The organism is Methylobacterium sp. HMF5984 (genome assembly GCF_045033435.1).
GTDB lineage: Bacteria > Pseudomonadota > Alphaproteobacteria > Rhizobiales > Beijerinckiaceae > Methylobacterium.
In genome coordinates this window covers 1-15,000 of the sequence record NZ_JBJFLN010000003.1, presented here as the reverse complement: position 1 = coordinate 15,000, position 15,000 = coordinate 1, and the positions used below count along the sequence as shown (strand labels likewise).

Genomic DNA, 15,000 nt, shown 5'->3' with positions numbered 1-15,000 from the left:
GCGGATATTATAAGTAATAAATTTACATTCGGTCTCAATTTTGGACCAGATAATGAAGTATATAGCATATTGAGCGATTGCAATTCTTCCTACCGATCACCATATATTTGTTGTGGTTGGCTCGTTTCAGGGCGCTGACGATTGAGGGACCGCGTGTGCTCTTGCCCCCAGCGCGAGAGCACACGTGGCAAACCTCCAGCAGACCGACCTACGCAACCGCCTCCTGCGCGCGCTGCCTCCGGAGGACTTCGCTGCCCTGGCGCCTGCGCTGCGTCCCGAGGCGATCCCGCTCCGGCGCGTGCTCATCTCGGCCAACACGCAGATCACGAGCGTCCACTTCGTGGAGGCGGGCATTGTCTCCGTCACCTCCGATGCGCCCAGCGGCCGCATCGAGGTCGGGCTGCTCGGCCGCGAAGCCCTGGTTGGTGCCTCTCCAGTCCTGCTCGGCGACGATCGCAGCCCGTTCACCCACTTCGTGCAGGCGGCCGGGCACATCTTGACGGTCGATGTGTCTGACCTGCGCGCTGAAGTGGAGCGACGCCCCGCCCTGCGCGGTCTCCTGCACCGCTACATCCAGGCCCAAATCGTCCAGACCGCGCAGACCGCGTTCGCGAACGCCCGCGGCGGTACGCCGACCCGCCTCGCCCGTTGGCTGCTGATGTGCCACGATCGCGGCGAGGGCGACGACATCACGGTCACGCAGGAGTTCATGTCGCTGATGCTGGGCGTCGAACGGCCCGGCGTGACGATGGCGATGAAGGTGCTCGAGAAGGACGGCCTCGTCGCCAAGGGCCGGGGCCGCGTCCAGATCATCGACCGCGAGCGTCTGCTCGATGTGGCGGGGGACGGCTACGGCTTGGCCGAGACCGAGTACGCCCGGCTGATCGAGGGGAATGCCGACCCAGAAGCGCCGTAGTTCGAGCAATCACCGCATCATGGGTGGGGCTCGTCCGCCAGTTCGCGCAGGTATGCCAACGCGCGGCGGCGAGCCTCGGCGGTTTTGATACGGTCCCAGAGCTGTGCGCACTCATTTGCCCCGGCGAGGCGTTCGGACGCCTCGCAGTCAGCGAAGAAGCTCCCAACGGGAATGCCGAGGGTGGCGGCCATCGCGGACAGCTTCGCCAGACGGGCGACATCTGCTGGATCGCTCATGCTCACCTCCAGCAGTCGCATCCGGATACGTCCGCAAACTTATAGCTCCCGAGGCGAACTGTAAAATTCTTACACTTTTGGTGTGTTTGCATCCGTCCCAGCGCACATGCCACTCGCTGACCGAATAACCTTTCTTCATGTGTCTGATATCAGGGAGCCTTCTCGGGCTTCTGCATCGCGTGCGCGAGGGCCACGGGCTCGCCAGATGACGGTGCTCTGACCTCATCCAGGGCTCGCGCCTTAGTTTTCGCGTTCCGCAGAAACGACATCGCCTTCGCCCGGTCCTGCGGCTCCTCCAGCGCGAACCACAGGTTCAGCAGTTCAAGGGTCTCACTCGATTGGTGTTGGTTCTGACCATAGAAGGCTTCCGTTGAGCAACCGAGTGATGCGGCAAGTCGATCAAGCAAAGCATTCGCCTTCTCGTTCTGGATGGACTTCAGATCAATGGACGACATAGACCCTCAAATTCATAACATAGGATATGTAAGAGATTTACGAAATCTCAGCGTAAGAAAATTACATATCCCACATTGCTTTCCACGCTGTGCGCCTCATACCTACCCAACGAGATTGAAGAAACATAGCCGACTGCGATGCCGATGACGGACGAAATGGTCGCACTGGCCGAGGTGTGCTTTGAGGCAAACGAGATCGTGCAGGCGTATGGCACACCTGAGATGAAGACCCTCATGCGCTTGCTGTTGTTTTCAGATTGGCCAGGAGATCGCGCGTCGCCAAGCTGAGCCTGAGGCGAAACTCGGCGGCGGCTAAGAGCGGCGGCTCCATGCAGGCGCCTATGCGAATTTGACCCGGCTTGTTGGATGATCCGCTCGCGACAGGGGAAGAACGTCCGTTTCAGGGCGACGGGTTAGGGTCCGCTCCCCACCCCGAGCCGGAGTTTCCGGACGGATGACAGACGGCCGCTTTGGAGGAACGCTGACTGTGCCTCCGGCGGCCAGGTTTGATCGAAAGCCGCCGCCCCAAATGTCGGGAAAACCGTCGTTTTACCGACATATCGTTGGGGCCATGTGGGAGGGGTCGCTCAGGCCGGATCTCGGTCCATTCGCACCTCTATGATCAGCGACGACAAGATCATTCGCTGCCCTTCTCCGCGATTACGCGCAGCCAACATTCGGCGGACATCGTGGCTCCTAACGCTGTTGCGAAGGCGTAGGGAGACTAAGTCACCAATGCGGTGGCCAACGCCGTGATGCTCCACCGATAGGAGCCCGGCTGTTGCTCGCTCGGGGACACCGAGATCACATGGTCGCGTTTCGTGACGTTTTAGCATGCCTGGATCATGCCACGCGGGTGCGAGCCTATTGTGGCCGGACAACTTCGGTAGAATTTCGAACGGACCTACTACCCGGCTCACGACGCCATGTTGTCGAGCAAGACACGCCTCGCTACAGCACGCCATGGACAAGCTCGAAGCCCTCCTGGACCGCCTCAAGGCTCGTCAGCGCGACCTCATTATGGAAGCCGCTCAGTACGATACGATGCCGGCCGACAGCACGCTGAAGCGGATCGCGGAGCTTGAGAACGCCATCGCGGCGGTGGAAGCGGTGGCCGACGAAGAACGGGGTCGGCGGCAACGATAGCGCAAGTCAGTCCGTTTGAGCGGCTACCGCACGTAAACATATGATCGTGTGCCCAGAAATGTCTCAGGCACATAAAACTTGCACAACGCCCAATCCCGATTGAATATTTTCTGTTCAATAAACAAATCCTGCGCAGAGGGTTCGCCCTAACGCAAGGATATTAGCATTATGACTTTGATTTCACGTAATAGTTCCAGCCAAAGCGATGAGTACGCTGCCAGGGCGGCCGCAGCCGCAGCTAGCGGAGATCGTCACGAGCAGGATCACATGAGCGAGCAGCCCTCTCAGGCGCCCACGGCTGCCAATGGCGCTACGTCGTATCATGAAGCCGCGATCCGGCAGTCTCAGCCGTCCCGGCGCTGACGAGGCCCAACGGGTCAGGTGAGAGCCGAGCAGCCGGCCAGTCCTCCCGATCTGCTGCGTTGGCCCTGCTTTCCCTCCGAGCAGGGCGGCCGGTTCATCGAAGCTGCGCGGGAGGCTGGTGCCAGTACCGATCACGGTGGACTTCGATGCCGCGTTGAAACGGCTTGTGAAGCCGGAGACCCCGGCCGCTTCGAAAGAGGCGCTACCGGAGCAGCCACGCCCCCGTGTAGGCCAGCGCGGCCATGTAGACCGCTTTGCCGTCCTCGTCTGTCACCAGCACCGTCATGGCTTGGCGCTCGCCGTCCTTTGGCACTTCGTCGGCAGCGATGGCGGGAAGCAGTTTCTTGGCCTCCAGCACGGCAGCTTGCAGGTCGGCACATAGAACGCCTTCCTCGTCGCGCTGGGTACGACCGTCGTTGATGTCGAAATAGTAGCGATGCACAGGGTTCTCCGCGCGCAGCAGGCGGGAGCACAAACGTCTCACAGGCACGGAAGGCCAAAGGTAGGGCCGCACTAAACCCATCGTATGATGAAAACGAAGCCTCATCGTTAACATGGGTGATGTTTTGCGGCAGCGCTTAGCCTTCGGTCGGGTACCGGATGGGCCGTATGCGCGAACGGTCCAATCGCCTGGGCCTGGGGGCGAACACGACATCGGCCGCATCGCCCGGACCATCCACGCGTCGCAGTCCGCGCGCTACAGTCACGGGCGTGGAGTTCACCGGCACCCACCGCCGTGGCCTACGTGCCCAAGCGCACGGCTGGTGCGCGGGCGACGGAAAGAGATTTTGTAAGCAAACGCATCAATTGAGCGGTTAGTCTTTGAGGGCGGTGATAAGCCTATCTCTGGTTCAACCCGAGAACCGTTCTCAACCACTCTGGCGCGCCCTTACCCGGCGCGCCTTTTTATTGAGGCCGGCACAAAGGACGGGAGCCCGACGCTTTGCTTCCTGGCAACGCGAGCCCATGAAGCGACGGAGAAGGCAATGGCAGGTAATGATAGGATCGGCGCGAGCGGATTGGACGATCCGCCTGCACGGCCGCGCTACCGTGCCGTCCTACTTGGAGTGAGCGGTGAAGTCCTTGGGATGGCGCGGCTGAACGTAGGCGACGATCCCACCGCAATTATCGAAGCCAAGTCCCTCGTGGACGGACACGCCGTCGAGTTATGGGACGGCGCGCGGTTCATAGACCATTTTCCGACGCCCGATTGATACTCTAAGGTGCCGGCCGTCAAACGCTGGTGCAGCGTGGGAGGAGCGCATCTGCCCGCCAATTAAGGCAGGCAGGCCCTTGCCCGATACCGCCTCTATCGATCTCGTGCCTTACCCGTGTCCGCGTTCTCGTAGGCGGCCACGACTGCGGCCGAGATGCGGAGCAGCTTTCCGCCATACTGAAACCCGGCCAGGTCCCCCCGCTTGATCATGTTGCGGATGTGGTTGCCGGAGCACTGCCACCGATCGGCCAGCGTCTCAGGCGTGTAGACGTTGTGGTAGCCCGGCCACTCCTTCGACATCGCGGGCGTACCTCTTCGCTTCTGCGCAGGTTTCCCGTCAGGCCGCACCTCATCAGCCGAGGCCACCTCGAACGCTGCATTGAGGGCCAGCCTGTCCCAGACGGCGGTCACGCCGAGTTGCCGGGCAAACGGGAGTTGGCCGACCCGGACAAGGGCGCTGAATGCGGCCGGCGTGAGCCCAAGGTATCGAGCCGCCGCAGCAAGGTCGAACGCTCTGGGCGGGTAGGCGTAGGGGTCGATGATATCCGGCTTAGGGACTTGCATGAAAGGTAGCCTGAGAACAGAATGTGATAACGTTACATCGTCAACTGGCGACACCCTCGATGCAGGCTCGAACCGCCTCCCGCTTCTCAACCGCGAGCCCGGAGCCCCCGTTGGGTCCCGGACCGTCCGGCTTCGTCGCGGAGGCCGTCGAGAGTTGCCACCAGCGCGGCTTGAACCTCACGCCGATACGCCGTCGCGTCTTAGAGGTGGTTGCGGCCTCCGATGGTCCGGTGTCGGCCTATGCGATCATCCATCGCTTGTCGGGCACCAAGCTGCTCGCGCCGCCGACAGTCTACCGGGCGCTGGAGTTTCTAATCGAAGCCGGCTTCGTACGGCACCTCGCCCTTCGCAAGGCGTTCGTGTGCCGGGCTCGCGTTGAGCCCGAGCCGCTGGCGATGCTGGTTTGTACCGGGTGCGGAAGCGTCGCCGAGAGTGCATCACACCTGATCCGGAAAACGGTCGCCCAACTTGCCGAGGCCAGCGGGTTTGAGGCCTCAGGCCAAGCCATTGAGATCCAGGGACGGTGCGCCGCTTGCCGGGTCGGCGCGGAGAATTGAGACTAACCCGGCTTCATCATCCGCTTGACCGCATCACGCCCTGCGGTTGTTGCAACATTGTAACGTCACGACTCTTCTTGGCCCAGCACGAGCCATTCAGCTTGCGCAGCCAAGGCCAAGCTGCGCCTGTGTAATGATATTACATTAGGTCGTGAGCCATGCCTTTCTCACTCCGCAAGACCCTCGTCGGATCGGCCCTGGGGAGCGTCTCCGGGATGCTCCTCGTCGCTACCTCGACACCTTCATGGGCGCAGCAATCTGTGAACCTGGGCGAGATCAGCGTCACGTCGCCGAGCCCGATCCAGCGCAGTGGGTCCGGTGCCGTCTCCGCAGCGAACGCATCCCCCGCCCAGTCGCCCGCGACGCCGGCCCCCGCCGGGCCGTCACCCGGCGCGGTGCCCTCGACGATCGGCGTGTTGCCGGTGGCGACCGACACCTTCTCGCCGGTGACATTGGTCACGCGGGAGCAAATCGCCCGCGACCAACCCCGGACCCTAGGCGACGCCCTGTTCGACCGCCCGGGCATCACGTCGTCGAGCTACGCGCCGGGCGCCTCTTCCCGCCCGATCATCCGCGGCCTCGACCAAGCCCGTGTCCGCATCCAGGAGAACGGCGTCGTCAACAACGGCGTCTCGGATCTCGGCGAGGATCACGCCGTCCCGGTGAACCCCTTGGTTTCCGACCGGATCGAGGTGATCCGTGGGCCTGCGACCCTGCGCTACGGCTCCGGCGCCATCGGCGGCGTGGTCTCGTCCGAGAACAACCGGATACCGACCTTCATCCCGCTGAACGGCTACAGCGGCCAGGTCACTACAGGCTTCTCCAGCGTCGATAACGGCCGGCTCGGCGCGGCAACCGTGGATGCCGGCAAGGACGGCGTCGCGGTTCACGCCGACGGCTTTAAGACCGCCAACGATAGCTACGCAATCCCCGGCGGCATCCAGCGCAACTCCTACAACGAGTCCCAGGGCGGCGCGGTCGGCATCTCTGCGATCGGCGACCGCGGCTTCGTCGGCGTCTCGTTCAGCCACTACGATGCGCTCTATGCCATCCCCGGCGGCGTGGCCGAGCAGAACCGCACCCGCCTGGACCCGAACCAGGACCGCGTCACCTCTCGCGGCGAGTACCGACCCCTCGACGGCCCCATCGAGGTGATCCGCTACTGGGCTGGCTATTCAGTCTACAAGCACCGGGAGATCGGGTTCGGTGAGGACGGGATCGAAGGCGTCCAGGCGATCTTCAAGAACCGAGAAGCCGAGGGTCGTATCGAGCTCCAGCATGTGCCGGTGTTCACCGCCATCGGCACGCTGACTGGCGCGCTTGGCTTCCAGTCGGATCGTCGGGTCATCAACTCACAGCTCGAAGCGTTCCTTCCGAAGACCGAGTCTCGCTCGAACGCCGTCTACCTGTTCGAGGAACTGGAACTGCGTCCGGGAACGCGGTTGCAGGCGGCGGGCCGCTACGAGGTCGACCGCTTGAACAGCACGGCGGCGCAGTTCCCGGCCGGCTATGTCCCGGTCGAGGGACAGGAGCCATTCCAATATGCCCTGACCCGCCGCTTCGCTCCGAAAAGCGCCAGCATCGGCGCGCTGCAGGATCTGCCTTACGGCTTCGTCGCGAGCCTCAACGGCTCCTACGTCGAGCGCGGACCCACGAGCTACGAGCTGTTCTCCCAGGGGCCGCACGACGCCACCGCCACCTTCGAGATCGGCAACCCGAACCTGAAGCGGGAGCGGGCCCGCACCGTCGAGGCGAGCATCCGCAAGGCCGATGGCCCGCTGCGCCTCGACGCCACCGGGTTCTACACGCGCTACACCGGCTTCATCTACCGGAACTACACTGGCCTGTTCTGCGACGATGACTTCGCTTCGTGCAGCGGCGGCACCGAGAACCGGCAAATCGTCTACCAGCAGCAGAACGCCACTTTCTACGGTGCCGAGATCATCGGCCAGTACGACCTCCTGCCGGTCGGGAACGGCTTCTTCGGCCTGGAGGGGCAGTTCGACTTCGTCAGGGCCCAACTCGACGACGGCAGCAACGTGCCGCGCATCCCGCCCTACCGCCTTGGCGGTGGCATGTACGTGCGGGCGGATGGCTGGTTTGCACGAGTGAACCTGCTACATGCCTTCGACCACAACGCCACCGGCGTGTTCGAGACGCCGACGAAGGGTTGGGACGACCTGCGCGCTGAGGTCAGCTACACCGCGCCGATCGATCCCCGGGTTTACGGCGCTACCGAGGTGACCGTTGGGCTGCAGGCACGCAACCTGCTCGACGACGATATCCGCAACTCGGCCTCGTTCAAGAAGGACGAGATCCTGCTGCCGGGGCGCAACGTCCGCCTGTTCATGACGGCCCGCTTTTGACGGAGGTCAGTACGGCATTCACGAGGTTCCTGAAGGCACCCGGATCGCAGCCGAGGTAGCGGGCGGCGGCAGCGAGATCGAGGCCGCGAGGCGGGTAGGTGTAGGGGTCTATGATCTCACGCCTGTGCCTGACGCTAATTCTATCCGTGACCGATCGCGAAGGCACCCAGCTATTCATCGCTCGGAGGAAGACGTTCTTCGAGATATGTCGCCGCATCCGCGTATAGCTCGAAGCGTCGCGTTAAAACGGCACGCTTCTCAGGCTTTTGCGTCTCGTCTATCTTTGATTTCGCCTTGTCTGCCCGCTCCCGCATCTTTTTGGCGAGCTTGCCGAACGACTCTTGGATTTTGGCGCTTACCTTTTCAGCCTCGGCGTTCGCCGCATTCTTTTGGTCCCGTATTGAGCCGGGGAACGCACTCTTTTTATCCTTAGCCATCGGTCATCTCCATCGATTTGGCGCACCCCTTACGTCATGCACCGTGACGATGCGATCACCGTGGCCAGGGTCACAACATATGATAGGAGCTAGTCAGGTGCGGCAGGATAGCCGCATAGCTTAGAGCTGTTGCCGTTCAGGTCGGGTCATAAGCGTCGTATCCTGCGGCTGTGATGTAGTTTCGGCATTCGTTCGGACTGAAGGCGGCGAAGGCGTTTGCGATGGCCTGCCAGAGGTCGGGGACGGTGCGCGCGGCGGCTGTGCGCAGAAGGGCTTTGAGCTTGGCGAAGGCTTGTTCGATCGGGTTGAAGTCGGGCGAGTAGGCGAGTAGGCGGGGAGGTAGAGTAGGCGCGCGCCGACCGCCTCGATGGCCTCGCGCACGCCGGCTACCTTGTGGACGTTTAGGTTGTCGAGGACGACGGTGTCGCCGCGTCTCAGCACCGGGACGAGGATGTCGGTGACGTAGGCTCGGAAGCGCTCGCCGTTGGTGGCGCCATCGAACAGGGTGGTGGCGAGGAGGCCGCTGGTACGAAGGGCGGCGGTGACGGTGGTGGTCTTGTAGTGACCCTGGGGCACGAGGAGCCGGCAGCGCTCGCCACGTGGAGACCGACCGTAGCGCCGGGCCATGTTGGTGGCCGCAGCGGTCTCGTCGATGAACACCACGGCGTCGGGATCGAGGTCGAGTTGCCCTGCAAACCACGCCTCCCGTGCGGCTTTCACGTCCGCTCGTTCCTGCTCAGTGGCGTAGACAGCCCCCTTTTACGGGTGACCCGATGCCGGGCGAAGAACCGCCACAGCCCGCTGACGCTCGTCCGGACGCCCCGCTCGGCCAGGGTGTCGCGTAACTCCCGCAGGAACGCCTGCGGATGCTCTTGGTAGGCCTGAAGGATAAGCTCGGCATGCGCCTCGATGGCGGGTGCGGGCCGCTCACCACAAGCCGGCAGGGGCGCGATCTCGCCCTCCTTCTGGAAACGCTCGTGCCAGCGGATCGCGCTGGACGCACCGACACCAAAGCGCTTGGCTGCCTGTCGGCGCGACGACCCCGCTTCGATCGCCGCGATCACCCGCTCGCGAAGATCCACGGATAAGGCTGACGGCATCCCGATCTCCTCGGAAAGCCCGACATCGAATCAGATCCGAAACCCGCCCGCTACCCCCTTGATTCAATCCAACCGGACGTGGCTCTAGAGATCAAGATGCCTTCGATTGAGACCATAGCAGAGACGCTTCGAAGCCTCGCCACGTCAGGCATGAAGCCGAAGGATTTGCTCACCGCGGCCCGTGAAAAGCATCCTGAAGCCAGCAAGAAGGAAGTTGTTCGCGCCGCCTTCTATGCTTTGATCGACAGCCATGCCGCCGACCCCGAAGCTGTAAAGGGACTGCATGCGTTCGCGCTCGGAGAGCGCGCGTCAGATGAGGATGCCGAGCCGAAGGCTGCCAAGCTGCGCAAAAAGAAGAAGCACCGGAAGGGCGCAGGCGACGAGCACGCAGCTCACTGACGCCTGAGCGCTGATCCAACGGCGTCGGCTAGCTCCGGCAACGTATGTGCGAACGGTATAATCGCCATGGGCCTAGGGGCTAATCATGACGCCTCTCGCCCCGCAAGGATCATCTAGGCGTCGCGGTCTGCGCGCGCCACGGCCAACTCCCTCTCCAATTCCTCGGCACGGACGTGCATCTCGCCGGCATCGACGGCGGTCTCGATTAAGAGTTCCTGAGCCTCGGCGAGCGCCGCGCGCAATTCCGCGTGTCTCGGTCGCAAGCGCCAGGACCGTCGTCTCGTCGACCATCCAGCCCCCAGCGTCGCTATCAAGCCGGCGCAACTAACTGTGTAAGCGTCGAGCCACAACAGCCTCCCAGAAGCCACTACGTCTGCTCAATCTCTGCAATGGCTCGCAGGGCTTCTAGGGCTTGCCGGCGCCCCTCGTCCGTCTTGATCCTGAGCCACAGGCGGAGGCAATCGTCCGCGTCCAAGGGCAAGTTGCCGGTGAAGAATTGCTCGACCGGCACGCCGAGCTTGTCCGCAATCCGTCGCAGGATTGCCCGTTGAGGATCGGCCGATTTTTCCATGATGGTGCCGAGAACCAAACCCATGGAAGATCGTTCCTGGGAAGCCAAAATTTGGTTTTCACGGCAGCGTGATGGAACGCAACGTCTTCGGGATGCCAAGCGAAACGGCGATACATCCCGCCTTCGGCGCTCGGGCTTCAGCGTCAATGCGTAACTGAAGCTGCGGGAGCACCCCTCAATGATCTTTGTCACGAAGGCGGACGGTGGCGTGAGCTACGTCAGCCCCGAATGGACCAGTTTCACCGGCCAAGCAGCCCCGGAGGCTGCTGAGCACGGCTGGTTCGCATGCATGCACCCTGAGGACCACGAGACCGCCCGTACCTTTCTGCGCGACGCCCATCATCAGCAGAGCGAGTTCAGCCTCCGCGCGCGCTTGCGCCGGGCCGATGGGAGCTACGCTTGGGTGATGATCGGCGCTGTGCCTTCCTACGGTCCGCCGGGCAACACCTTCCTGGGCTACCTTGGATCACTTACCGAGATCAGCCCGAGCCGTTCTGAGCCGCTGACGGCGTATGGCACCCTCACGCGTTTTGTTCCGCCTCCCATGAACCCAGCCACGCCGCCTGGCTCGACCCTGGAAGCCGTGGCTGACTACCTGCTGATCGCGCACGGACTCATCGAACAGGATCACGCCCAGGAGATGCTGCCCGTGTTGAGGGAGGCATTGTTCACGGCAGGCAAGCTTCTCGCGCGGAACATGACGGCACCCGATCACCGCGATCGCATTCACTGATCGAGTCCGGCTCCGCGTTCGCCATGCCGAACACCCGCCTGCGGCTACCGCATGGCTCGCACCGGCTCTGCCACCCGCGCCGCTGCTCGCAAGGCTCTGGCGTGAGAGCGACCCTGCCGTTCCGGCAGCTTCTTCAACGATGCCGTTGGCTCTGTTTTCCCCGTATTTAACACCCCCTTATCCGTGGGATGCATGGATTTGCACCCACCCCCCTCGACAGGGAGGCGGCGTCCGCGTCGCATCCACGCCTGCCATTCCCGGCTGATGATGCGCAGCAGGTTCGGATCGGACTTCCGCCCCTGATGCCGGCGCTCCTGAATGGTCAGCAGGCCATCGCCCTCGGCGAGGCGGATCGCGGCCTGGGCCAGCCGGCGGCACACCCCGGCCCGTGCCGCAATGGCGTCGATACAGAGCCCGCACACGCCCTTGCCGGCTACCTCGTCGCCGACGACGCGCAATACCGCGAGTTGCCCGGTCGTGAACCTGCTGGCGAGGGCCGGCGGCATTGGGCCAGAACAGGCCAGCAGCCGGCGACGGTCTCGCGAGGCTGATCGATCAGGCGAGACGGCTGCACGCCGGGGCGGGAACAGGCTCGCACGGCCGGCGGGGATGCCAACGGGCCGGATGCCCTCTCGGATCGCGCTGCGGCGCCCGTGGAGGCGTTCGGCGAGAGCTTGGGCCTCTGCGTCGCCCAAGGCGCCTGACCCGTGCCCCTGCCACACCTGGCGCGATAGCTCGTCCATCTGCGCAAGCGTCCGCGCGCCGTCGATCGCGGCGGCCATAGTCGCGTGAAACATCACTCACAGCCCTGCTCGGGCCGCGTCAAAGCAGGGGGCGCAGCGGTAGCTGTCCCCGGCAAAAGGCAAAGCGCCATCGTTTCGGGAAGCGATCCCGATTGACTCCCGGCGGGAGCTATGATGTCTGGGGAGTTGCACGTGTCCCCGTAGACACCTCGATTTCGACGGCCTCACCCTTGCCGGGGTGGGGCCGTTGGCGTTTTGGGCTTAGGTCTTTCTCGCGGCCTTGGTCCCTTGTTCCAGCCGGCTCACGACTCGCCATAAGGCGCGCCACAGCCGGACATGGCATGTCGGCCGGCGCGCACGGCTAAGTCAACGGCGGGCAGCCTGGATCTTCAGGAAGCGTTTACCTCCCCAGCGTCCTTTCGCGCTTCACAGGCGCTGGAGGACGGCAGGCCAATGAACACTCAGCCAGACAAGCCGTTACCCCAACCAATCATCGAGCCGTGGCGCATTGCCGTGCTCGTGTTTGACCTGACCGGTATTTTGGACCGAGCCAATTGAGAGGCTACTGCATGGTGGCGGCCATGGGTAGCCGGAAGGCCAGACCCGGGTAGCTGACGGGCGCGGGCGGCCGATAGCCCAGCGACGAATGCGGTCGAACGCGGTTGTAGGTGGTTTGCCAGAGACCGATCACGATCTGCGCCTCCTTCAGCGAGTAGAAGATCTCCTGGCGTAGGCACTCGTCGCGCAGCTTGCCGTTAAAGCTCTCGCAGTAGCCATTCTCCCACGGGGATCCTGGCGCGATGTACTGGATCTGTGAGCCAGCTTTGGCGACCCATTTGCGCAACGCCTTGGAGATCATCTCTGGGCCATTGTCGCAGCGAATGTGCTCCGGGATGCCGTGCAGGCACATCGCGTCGGCCAGCGCCTCGATCACGCCGACGCTGTTGATGCGCCGCGCCACCTTCAGCGCGAGGCAGGCACGGCTGTGCTCGTCAATCAGCGTTAGGATGCGCAGAGAGCGCCCATCGTGCGTCTGGGCTTGCACGAAGTCGAAGCTCCAGACGTGATTGCGATGAAGCGGTCGTAGCCGCACGCAGGAGCCGTCGTTCAGCCACAAGCGGCTGCGGGGTCTATGTCGGCTGGGGACCTTCAGCCCCTCGCGACGCCAGATGCGCTGAACCCGGTCTTTGCCTACCTGCCAGCCGGCTGCCTGTAGCAGCGCGGTGACTCGGCGGTAGCCGTAGCGTCCGTACTCGGACGCCAGGGCGATCATGGCCTGGGTCAGTGCATCCTCGTCGGCCAGCACGGTAGGCACGTAGCGTTGCGTGCCGCGGTGCTGACCGACGATCCGGCAGGCGTGACGTTCCGAGAGGCCGTACTTCTCGCGGATGCCGTTCACCGCCTGCCTGCGTCGCTCGGGGGCTACAAGTTTCCCGAGGCGACGTCCGCCAGCACCTGCTTCTCTAGAGAAAGGTCGGCGACGAGCCGGCGCAGACGAGCGTTCTCGCGCTCCAGATCCTTCATCTTCCTGGCTTGATCGACCTGAAGGCCGCCGTACTCCTTGCGCCAGCGGTAGTAACTCTGCTCGGAGATCTCCGCCTCCCTGCATGCAAGGGCCAAACTCTTGCCCTGGGCCGTCTGCACCTCAATCTGACGCAGCTTGAGCACGACCTGCTCCGCGTTCGTCTTCTGGCCTCGCCGCATGTCCAACTCCTTTGGTCCTGGCTGATCCTCTCAATCAGCCCGGTCCAAAGCCAGCCGGTCAGGCCACCGGCCGTCGGCACCGGAGGTGTTCATGCCAGCGTTCTCCGCTTGGCCGGCTGCGCTCGCCCAACCAGCTCCGTCGGCCAAGCTACTCGTGGCGGAGCGGCCCACCGTGCACTAACTTTACCCCTGGATCACCTCGTGGGGGCCGATCAGCCTTACCCCAATCAAACGGATCGTGGCCGCGCTACCGGCATCCTGCTCGGCATCGGTGTTCATCGTCTGGCACACCGGCAACTGTTCCAGCATCCTGCCGGGACTCTTGAACATGACGAGCCACCTGCCCGTCGGATACGGGGAGGATGGCGAGCATATCCAGGCTGGCCGCGTCTACGTCGCCCCTCCCGACAAGCACATGCGGTTGGGCTTCGGTTCGATCTGGTTGGATCAGGGGAGCAAGGTGAACTTCACTCGTCCAGCCGCCGATCCCTTGTTCATCTCAGCCGCCGAGGACTACGGCGAGCGCGTCATCGGTATCGTGCTCAGCGGCTACAACGGCGACGGGGCGGATGGTCTCGCCAGGGTTAGGGCGCTCGGTGGTTTGGCCCTCGTCCAGAAGCCCGAGGAGGCGGAGCAGCCCTCGATGCCCTGGGCAGCCCTCATGGCTGATCATCCTGACGCCAGCCTGCCAGTCGCAGAGATTGCAGCTCGCGTGGCTGCGTTGACGCAAGGACGAGCAGCCGTGAATTTGGCCGTTGGTGTGCTACGCTCCGCAGATGAACGCCGACAGCGTCACGCCCTGGTTTGTCGCCGTTGGTGCTTCGGGCGCCGAGGGCCTTTGCGACATCAAGGCCCTGCTCCAGACCTTGCCACCTTCCCTGCCAGCCGTCGTGCTGATCGTCCTCCACAGGCCGTGGGATAGGCTCAGCCATCTCCACGAGGTACTGACGCGCGGATCGAACCTGCCGATCGTCATCGCGGCGCAAGGCGAGCGCTTCGAGCCGGGGGTAGCTTATATCGGCGAACCGGCCGATCACCTGACACTCGCAGCCAGGAGCTTCAGCGAGATCGTGGACGATCCGCATCGTCTGCACGGCAACCGCACGGTGGACCTGCTCTTCCGCTCGGTCGCCGCACATGGCAGACACCGCATGATCGGCGTGGTCCTGTCGGGCTCCCTGGATGATGGCTCACGCGGTCTCGCCGCCATCCACGCCGCAGGTGGCTTGACGATGGTGCTGACGCCGGGCGCTCCACGAATGCCAGGCATGCCGGAAAACGCGATCGCCTATGACGGCCCCATCGACGTGATCGGAAGCCCTGCTGATCTTGCAGGAGCCATCGAGAGCGCTGTTCGATACGGATGACTGTGGATGCGGGGCAACGATGCGGACCGGGAGGCCGAGATGCCGGAGGTCGTGTTGCCGGTCGTGGCGGTTGATTGCGCGGTGATCCCGTTCGCTCCTCTTCCCTGGGGCGGCCGGGGCAATGTCA

General features: G+C 63.6%; 18 protein-coding genes and 3 pseudogenes. 10 read left to right on the top strand and 11 right to left on the bottom strand.

Going from position 1 to position 15,000, the window contains the following annotated elements:
• Positions 1-184 precede the first annotated feature (184 nt).
• Positions 185-916, top strand: a complete 732-nt coding sequence (locus ACFZ8E_RS26940; RefSeq protein ID WP_405044536.1) for a Crp/Fnr family transcriptional regulator — start codon at positions 185-187, stop codon at positions 914-916.
• Positions 917-933: 17 nt separating this feature from the next.
• Here the strand turns inward: ACFZ8E_RS26940 and ACFZ8E_RS26935 are convergent, their stop codons facing one another.
• Complete coding sequence (locus tag ACFZ8E_RS26935) at positions 934-1,173, bottom strand: hypothetical protein (RefSeq protein WP_405044535.1); 240 nt, start codon at positions 1,171-1,173, stop codon at positions 934-936.
• A gap of 128 nt (positions 1,174-1,301) precedes the next feature.
• The gene (locus ACFZ8E_RS26930; RefSeq protein WP_405044534.1) at positions 1,302-1,607 is read right to left on the bottom strand and encodes a hypothetical protein; all 306 of its coding nucleotides are present in this window, start codon (positions 1,605-1,607) and stop codon (positions 1,302-1,304) included.
• Between the two features lie 138 nt (positions 1,608-1,745).
• On the opposite strand from ACFZ8E_RS26930, the gene ACFZ8E_RS26925 reads away from it, so the two are divergent.
• Together ACFZ8E_RS26925 and ACFZ8E_RS26920 are read left to right on the top strand one after the other, a co-directional pair.
• On the top strand, positions 1,746-1,895 hold the full coding sequence (locus ACFZ8E_RS26925; protein ID WP_405044533.1) for a hypothetical protein: 150 nt from the start codon (positions 1,746-1,748) through the stop codon (positions 1,893-1,895).
• Between the two features lie 675 nt (positions 1,896-2,570).
• The gene (locus tag ACFZ8E_RS26920; RefSeq protein WP_147830630.1) at positions 2,571-2,753 is read left to right on the top strand and encodes a hypothetical protein; all 183 of its coding nucleotides are present in this window, start codon (positions 2,571-2,573) and stop codon (positions 2,751-2,753) included.
• 565 nt (positions 2,754-3,318) lie between these two features.
• On the opposite strand, the gene ACFZ8E_RS26915 is transcribed toward ACFZ8E_RS26920, so the two are convergent.
• Positions 3,319-3,558 (bottom strand): DUF6894 family protein, encoded by a 240-nt coding sequence (locus tag ACFZ8E_RS26915; RefSeq protein WP_405044532.1) that lies wholly within the window; start codon positions 3,556-3,558, stop codon positions 3,319-3,321.
• 867 nt (positions 3,559-4,425) lie between these two features.
• Positions 4,426-4,896 carry a hypothetical protein gene (locus ACFZ8E_RS26910; protein ID WP_405044531.1) on the bottom strand — a complete coding sequence of 157 codons (471 nt, stop codon included), beginning with the start codon at positions 4,894-4,896 and terminating at the stop codon, positions 4,426-4,428.
• Between the two features lie 110 nt (positions 4,897-5,006).
• Between ACFZ8E_RS26910 and ACFZ8E_RS26905 the strand changes: the two genes are divergently transcribed.
• Together ACFZ8E_RS26905 and ACFZ8E_RS26900 are read left to right on the top strand one after the other, a co-directional pair.
• Complete coding sequence (locus ACFZ8E_RS26905; protein ID WP_405044530.1) at positions 5,007-5,453, top strand: Fur family transcriptional regulator; 447 nt, start codon at positions 5,007-5,009, stop codon at positions 5,451-5,453.
• A 215-nt stretch (positions 5,454-5,668) separates the two neighbouring features.
• Positions 5,669-7,819: a TonB-dependent receptor domain-containing protein gene (locus tag ACFZ8E_RS26900; RefSeq protein WP_405044529.1), complete on the top strand. Its 2,151-nt coding sequence runs from the start codon at positions 5,669-5,671 to the stop codon at positions 7,817-7,819.
• Positions 7,820-7,989: 170 nt separating this feature from the next.
• Here ACFZ8E_RS26900 and ACFZ8E_RS26895 read toward each other — a convergent pair whose 3' ends face one another.
• Both ACFZ8E_RS26895 and ACFZ8E_RS26890 read right to left on the bottom strand, forming a co-directional pair.
• Positions 7,990-8,256, bottom strand: coding sequence for a hypothetical protein (locus ACFZ8E_RS26895; RefSeq protein ID WP_405044528.1), 267 nt, complete (start codon positions 8,254-8,256; stop codon positions 7,990-7,992).
• A gap of 136 nt (positions 8,257-8,392) precedes the next feature.
• Positions 8,393-9,356: pseudogene (locus ACFZ8E_RS26890) on the bottom strand (IS630 family transposase).
• Between the two features lie 150 nt (positions 9,357-9,506).
• Between ACFZ8E_RS26890 and ACFZ8E_RS26885 the strand changes: the two are divergent.
• The gene (locus ACFZ8E_RS26885; protein ID WP_405044527.1) at positions 9,507-9,755 is read left to right on the top strand and encodes a hypothetical protein; all 249 of its coding nucleotides are present in this window, start codon (positions 9,507-9,509) and stop codon (positions 9,753-9,755) included.
• Between the two features lie 113 nt (positions 9,756-9,868).
• On the opposite strand, the gene ACFZ8E_RS26880 is transcribed toward ACFZ8E_RS26885, so the two are convergent.
• A complete protein-coding gene (locus tag ACFZ8E_RS26880; protein WP_405044526.1) occupies positions 9,869-9,997 on the bottom strand; it encodes a hypothetical protein in 129 nt (42 codons plus the stop codon).
• 125 nt (positions 9,998-10,122) lie between these two features.
• The gene (locus ACFZ8E_RS26875; protein ID WP_405044525.1) at positions 10,123-10,350 is read right to left on the bottom strand and encodes a hypothetical protein; all 228 of its coding nucleotides are present in this window, start codon (positions 10,348-10,350) and stop codon (positions 10,123-10,125) included.
• 154 nt (positions 10,351-10,504) lie between these two features.
• Between ACFZ8E_RS26875 and ACFZ8E_RS26870 the strand changes: the two genes are divergently transcribed.
• Positions 10,505-11,059, top strand: coding sequence for a PAS domain-containing protein (locus tag ACFZ8E_RS26870; RefSeq protein ID WP_405044524.1), 555 nt, complete (start codon positions 10,505-10,507; stop codon positions 11,057-11,059).
• Between the two features lie 44 nt (positions 11,060-11,103).
• Here the strand turns inward: ACFZ8E_RS26870 and ACFZ8E_RS26865 are convergent, their stop codons facing one another.
• Positions 11,104-11,841: a hypothetical protein gene (locus tag ACFZ8E_RS26865; RefSeq protein ID WP_405044523.1), complete on the bottom strand. Its 738-nt coding sequence runs from the start codon at positions 11,839-11,841 to the stop codon at positions 11,104-11,106.
• A 523-nt stretch (positions 11,842-12,364) separates the two neighbouring features.
• Positions 12,365-13,506 (bottom strand): IS3 family transposase gene (locus ACFZ8E_RS26860; protein ID WP_405042273.1). Its coding sequence is split into 2 segments (ribosomal slippage): positions 12,365-13,239 and positions 13,239-13,506, totalling 1,143 coding nucleotides; the frame shifts between segments, so codons are not numbered across the junction.
• A gap of 34 nt (positions 13,507-13,540) precedes the next feature.
• On the opposite strand from ACFZ8E_RS26860, the pseudogene ACFZ8E_RS26855 reads away from it, so the two are divergent.
• Positions 13,541-13,687, top strand: a pseudogene (locus ACFZ8E_RS26855) (IS3 family transposase); the annotation flags it as partial.
• A 2-nt stretch (positions 13,688-13,689) separates the two neighbouring features.
• Here ACFZ8E_RS26855 and ACFZ8E_RS26850 read toward each other — a convergent pair.
• A complete protein-coding gene (locus tag ACFZ8E_RS26850) occupies positions 13,690-13,836 on the bottom strand; it encodes a hypothetical protein (protein WP_405044559.1) in 147 nt (48 codons plus the stop codon).
• Between ACFZ8E_RS26850 and ACFZ8E_RS26845 the strand changes: the two are divergent.
• Together ACFZ8E_RS26845 and ACFZ8E_RS26840 are read left to right on the top strand one after the other, a co-directional pair.
• Positions 13,778-14,158: pseudogene (locus ACFZ8E_RS26845) on the top strand (chemotaxis protein CheB); the annotation flags it as partial. The gene ACFZ8E_RS26850 and the pseudogene ACFZ8E_RS26845 sit on opposite strands and share 59 nt — an antisense overlap.
• 124 nt (positions 14,159-14,282) lie before the next feature.
• On the top strand, positions 14,283-14,873 hold the full coding sequence (locus ACFZ8E_RS26840) for a chemotaxis protein CheB (protein ID WP_405044522.1): 591 nt from the start codon (positions 14,283-14,285) through the stop codon (positions 14,871-14,873).
• Positions 14,874-15,000: the final 127 nt, after the last annotated feature.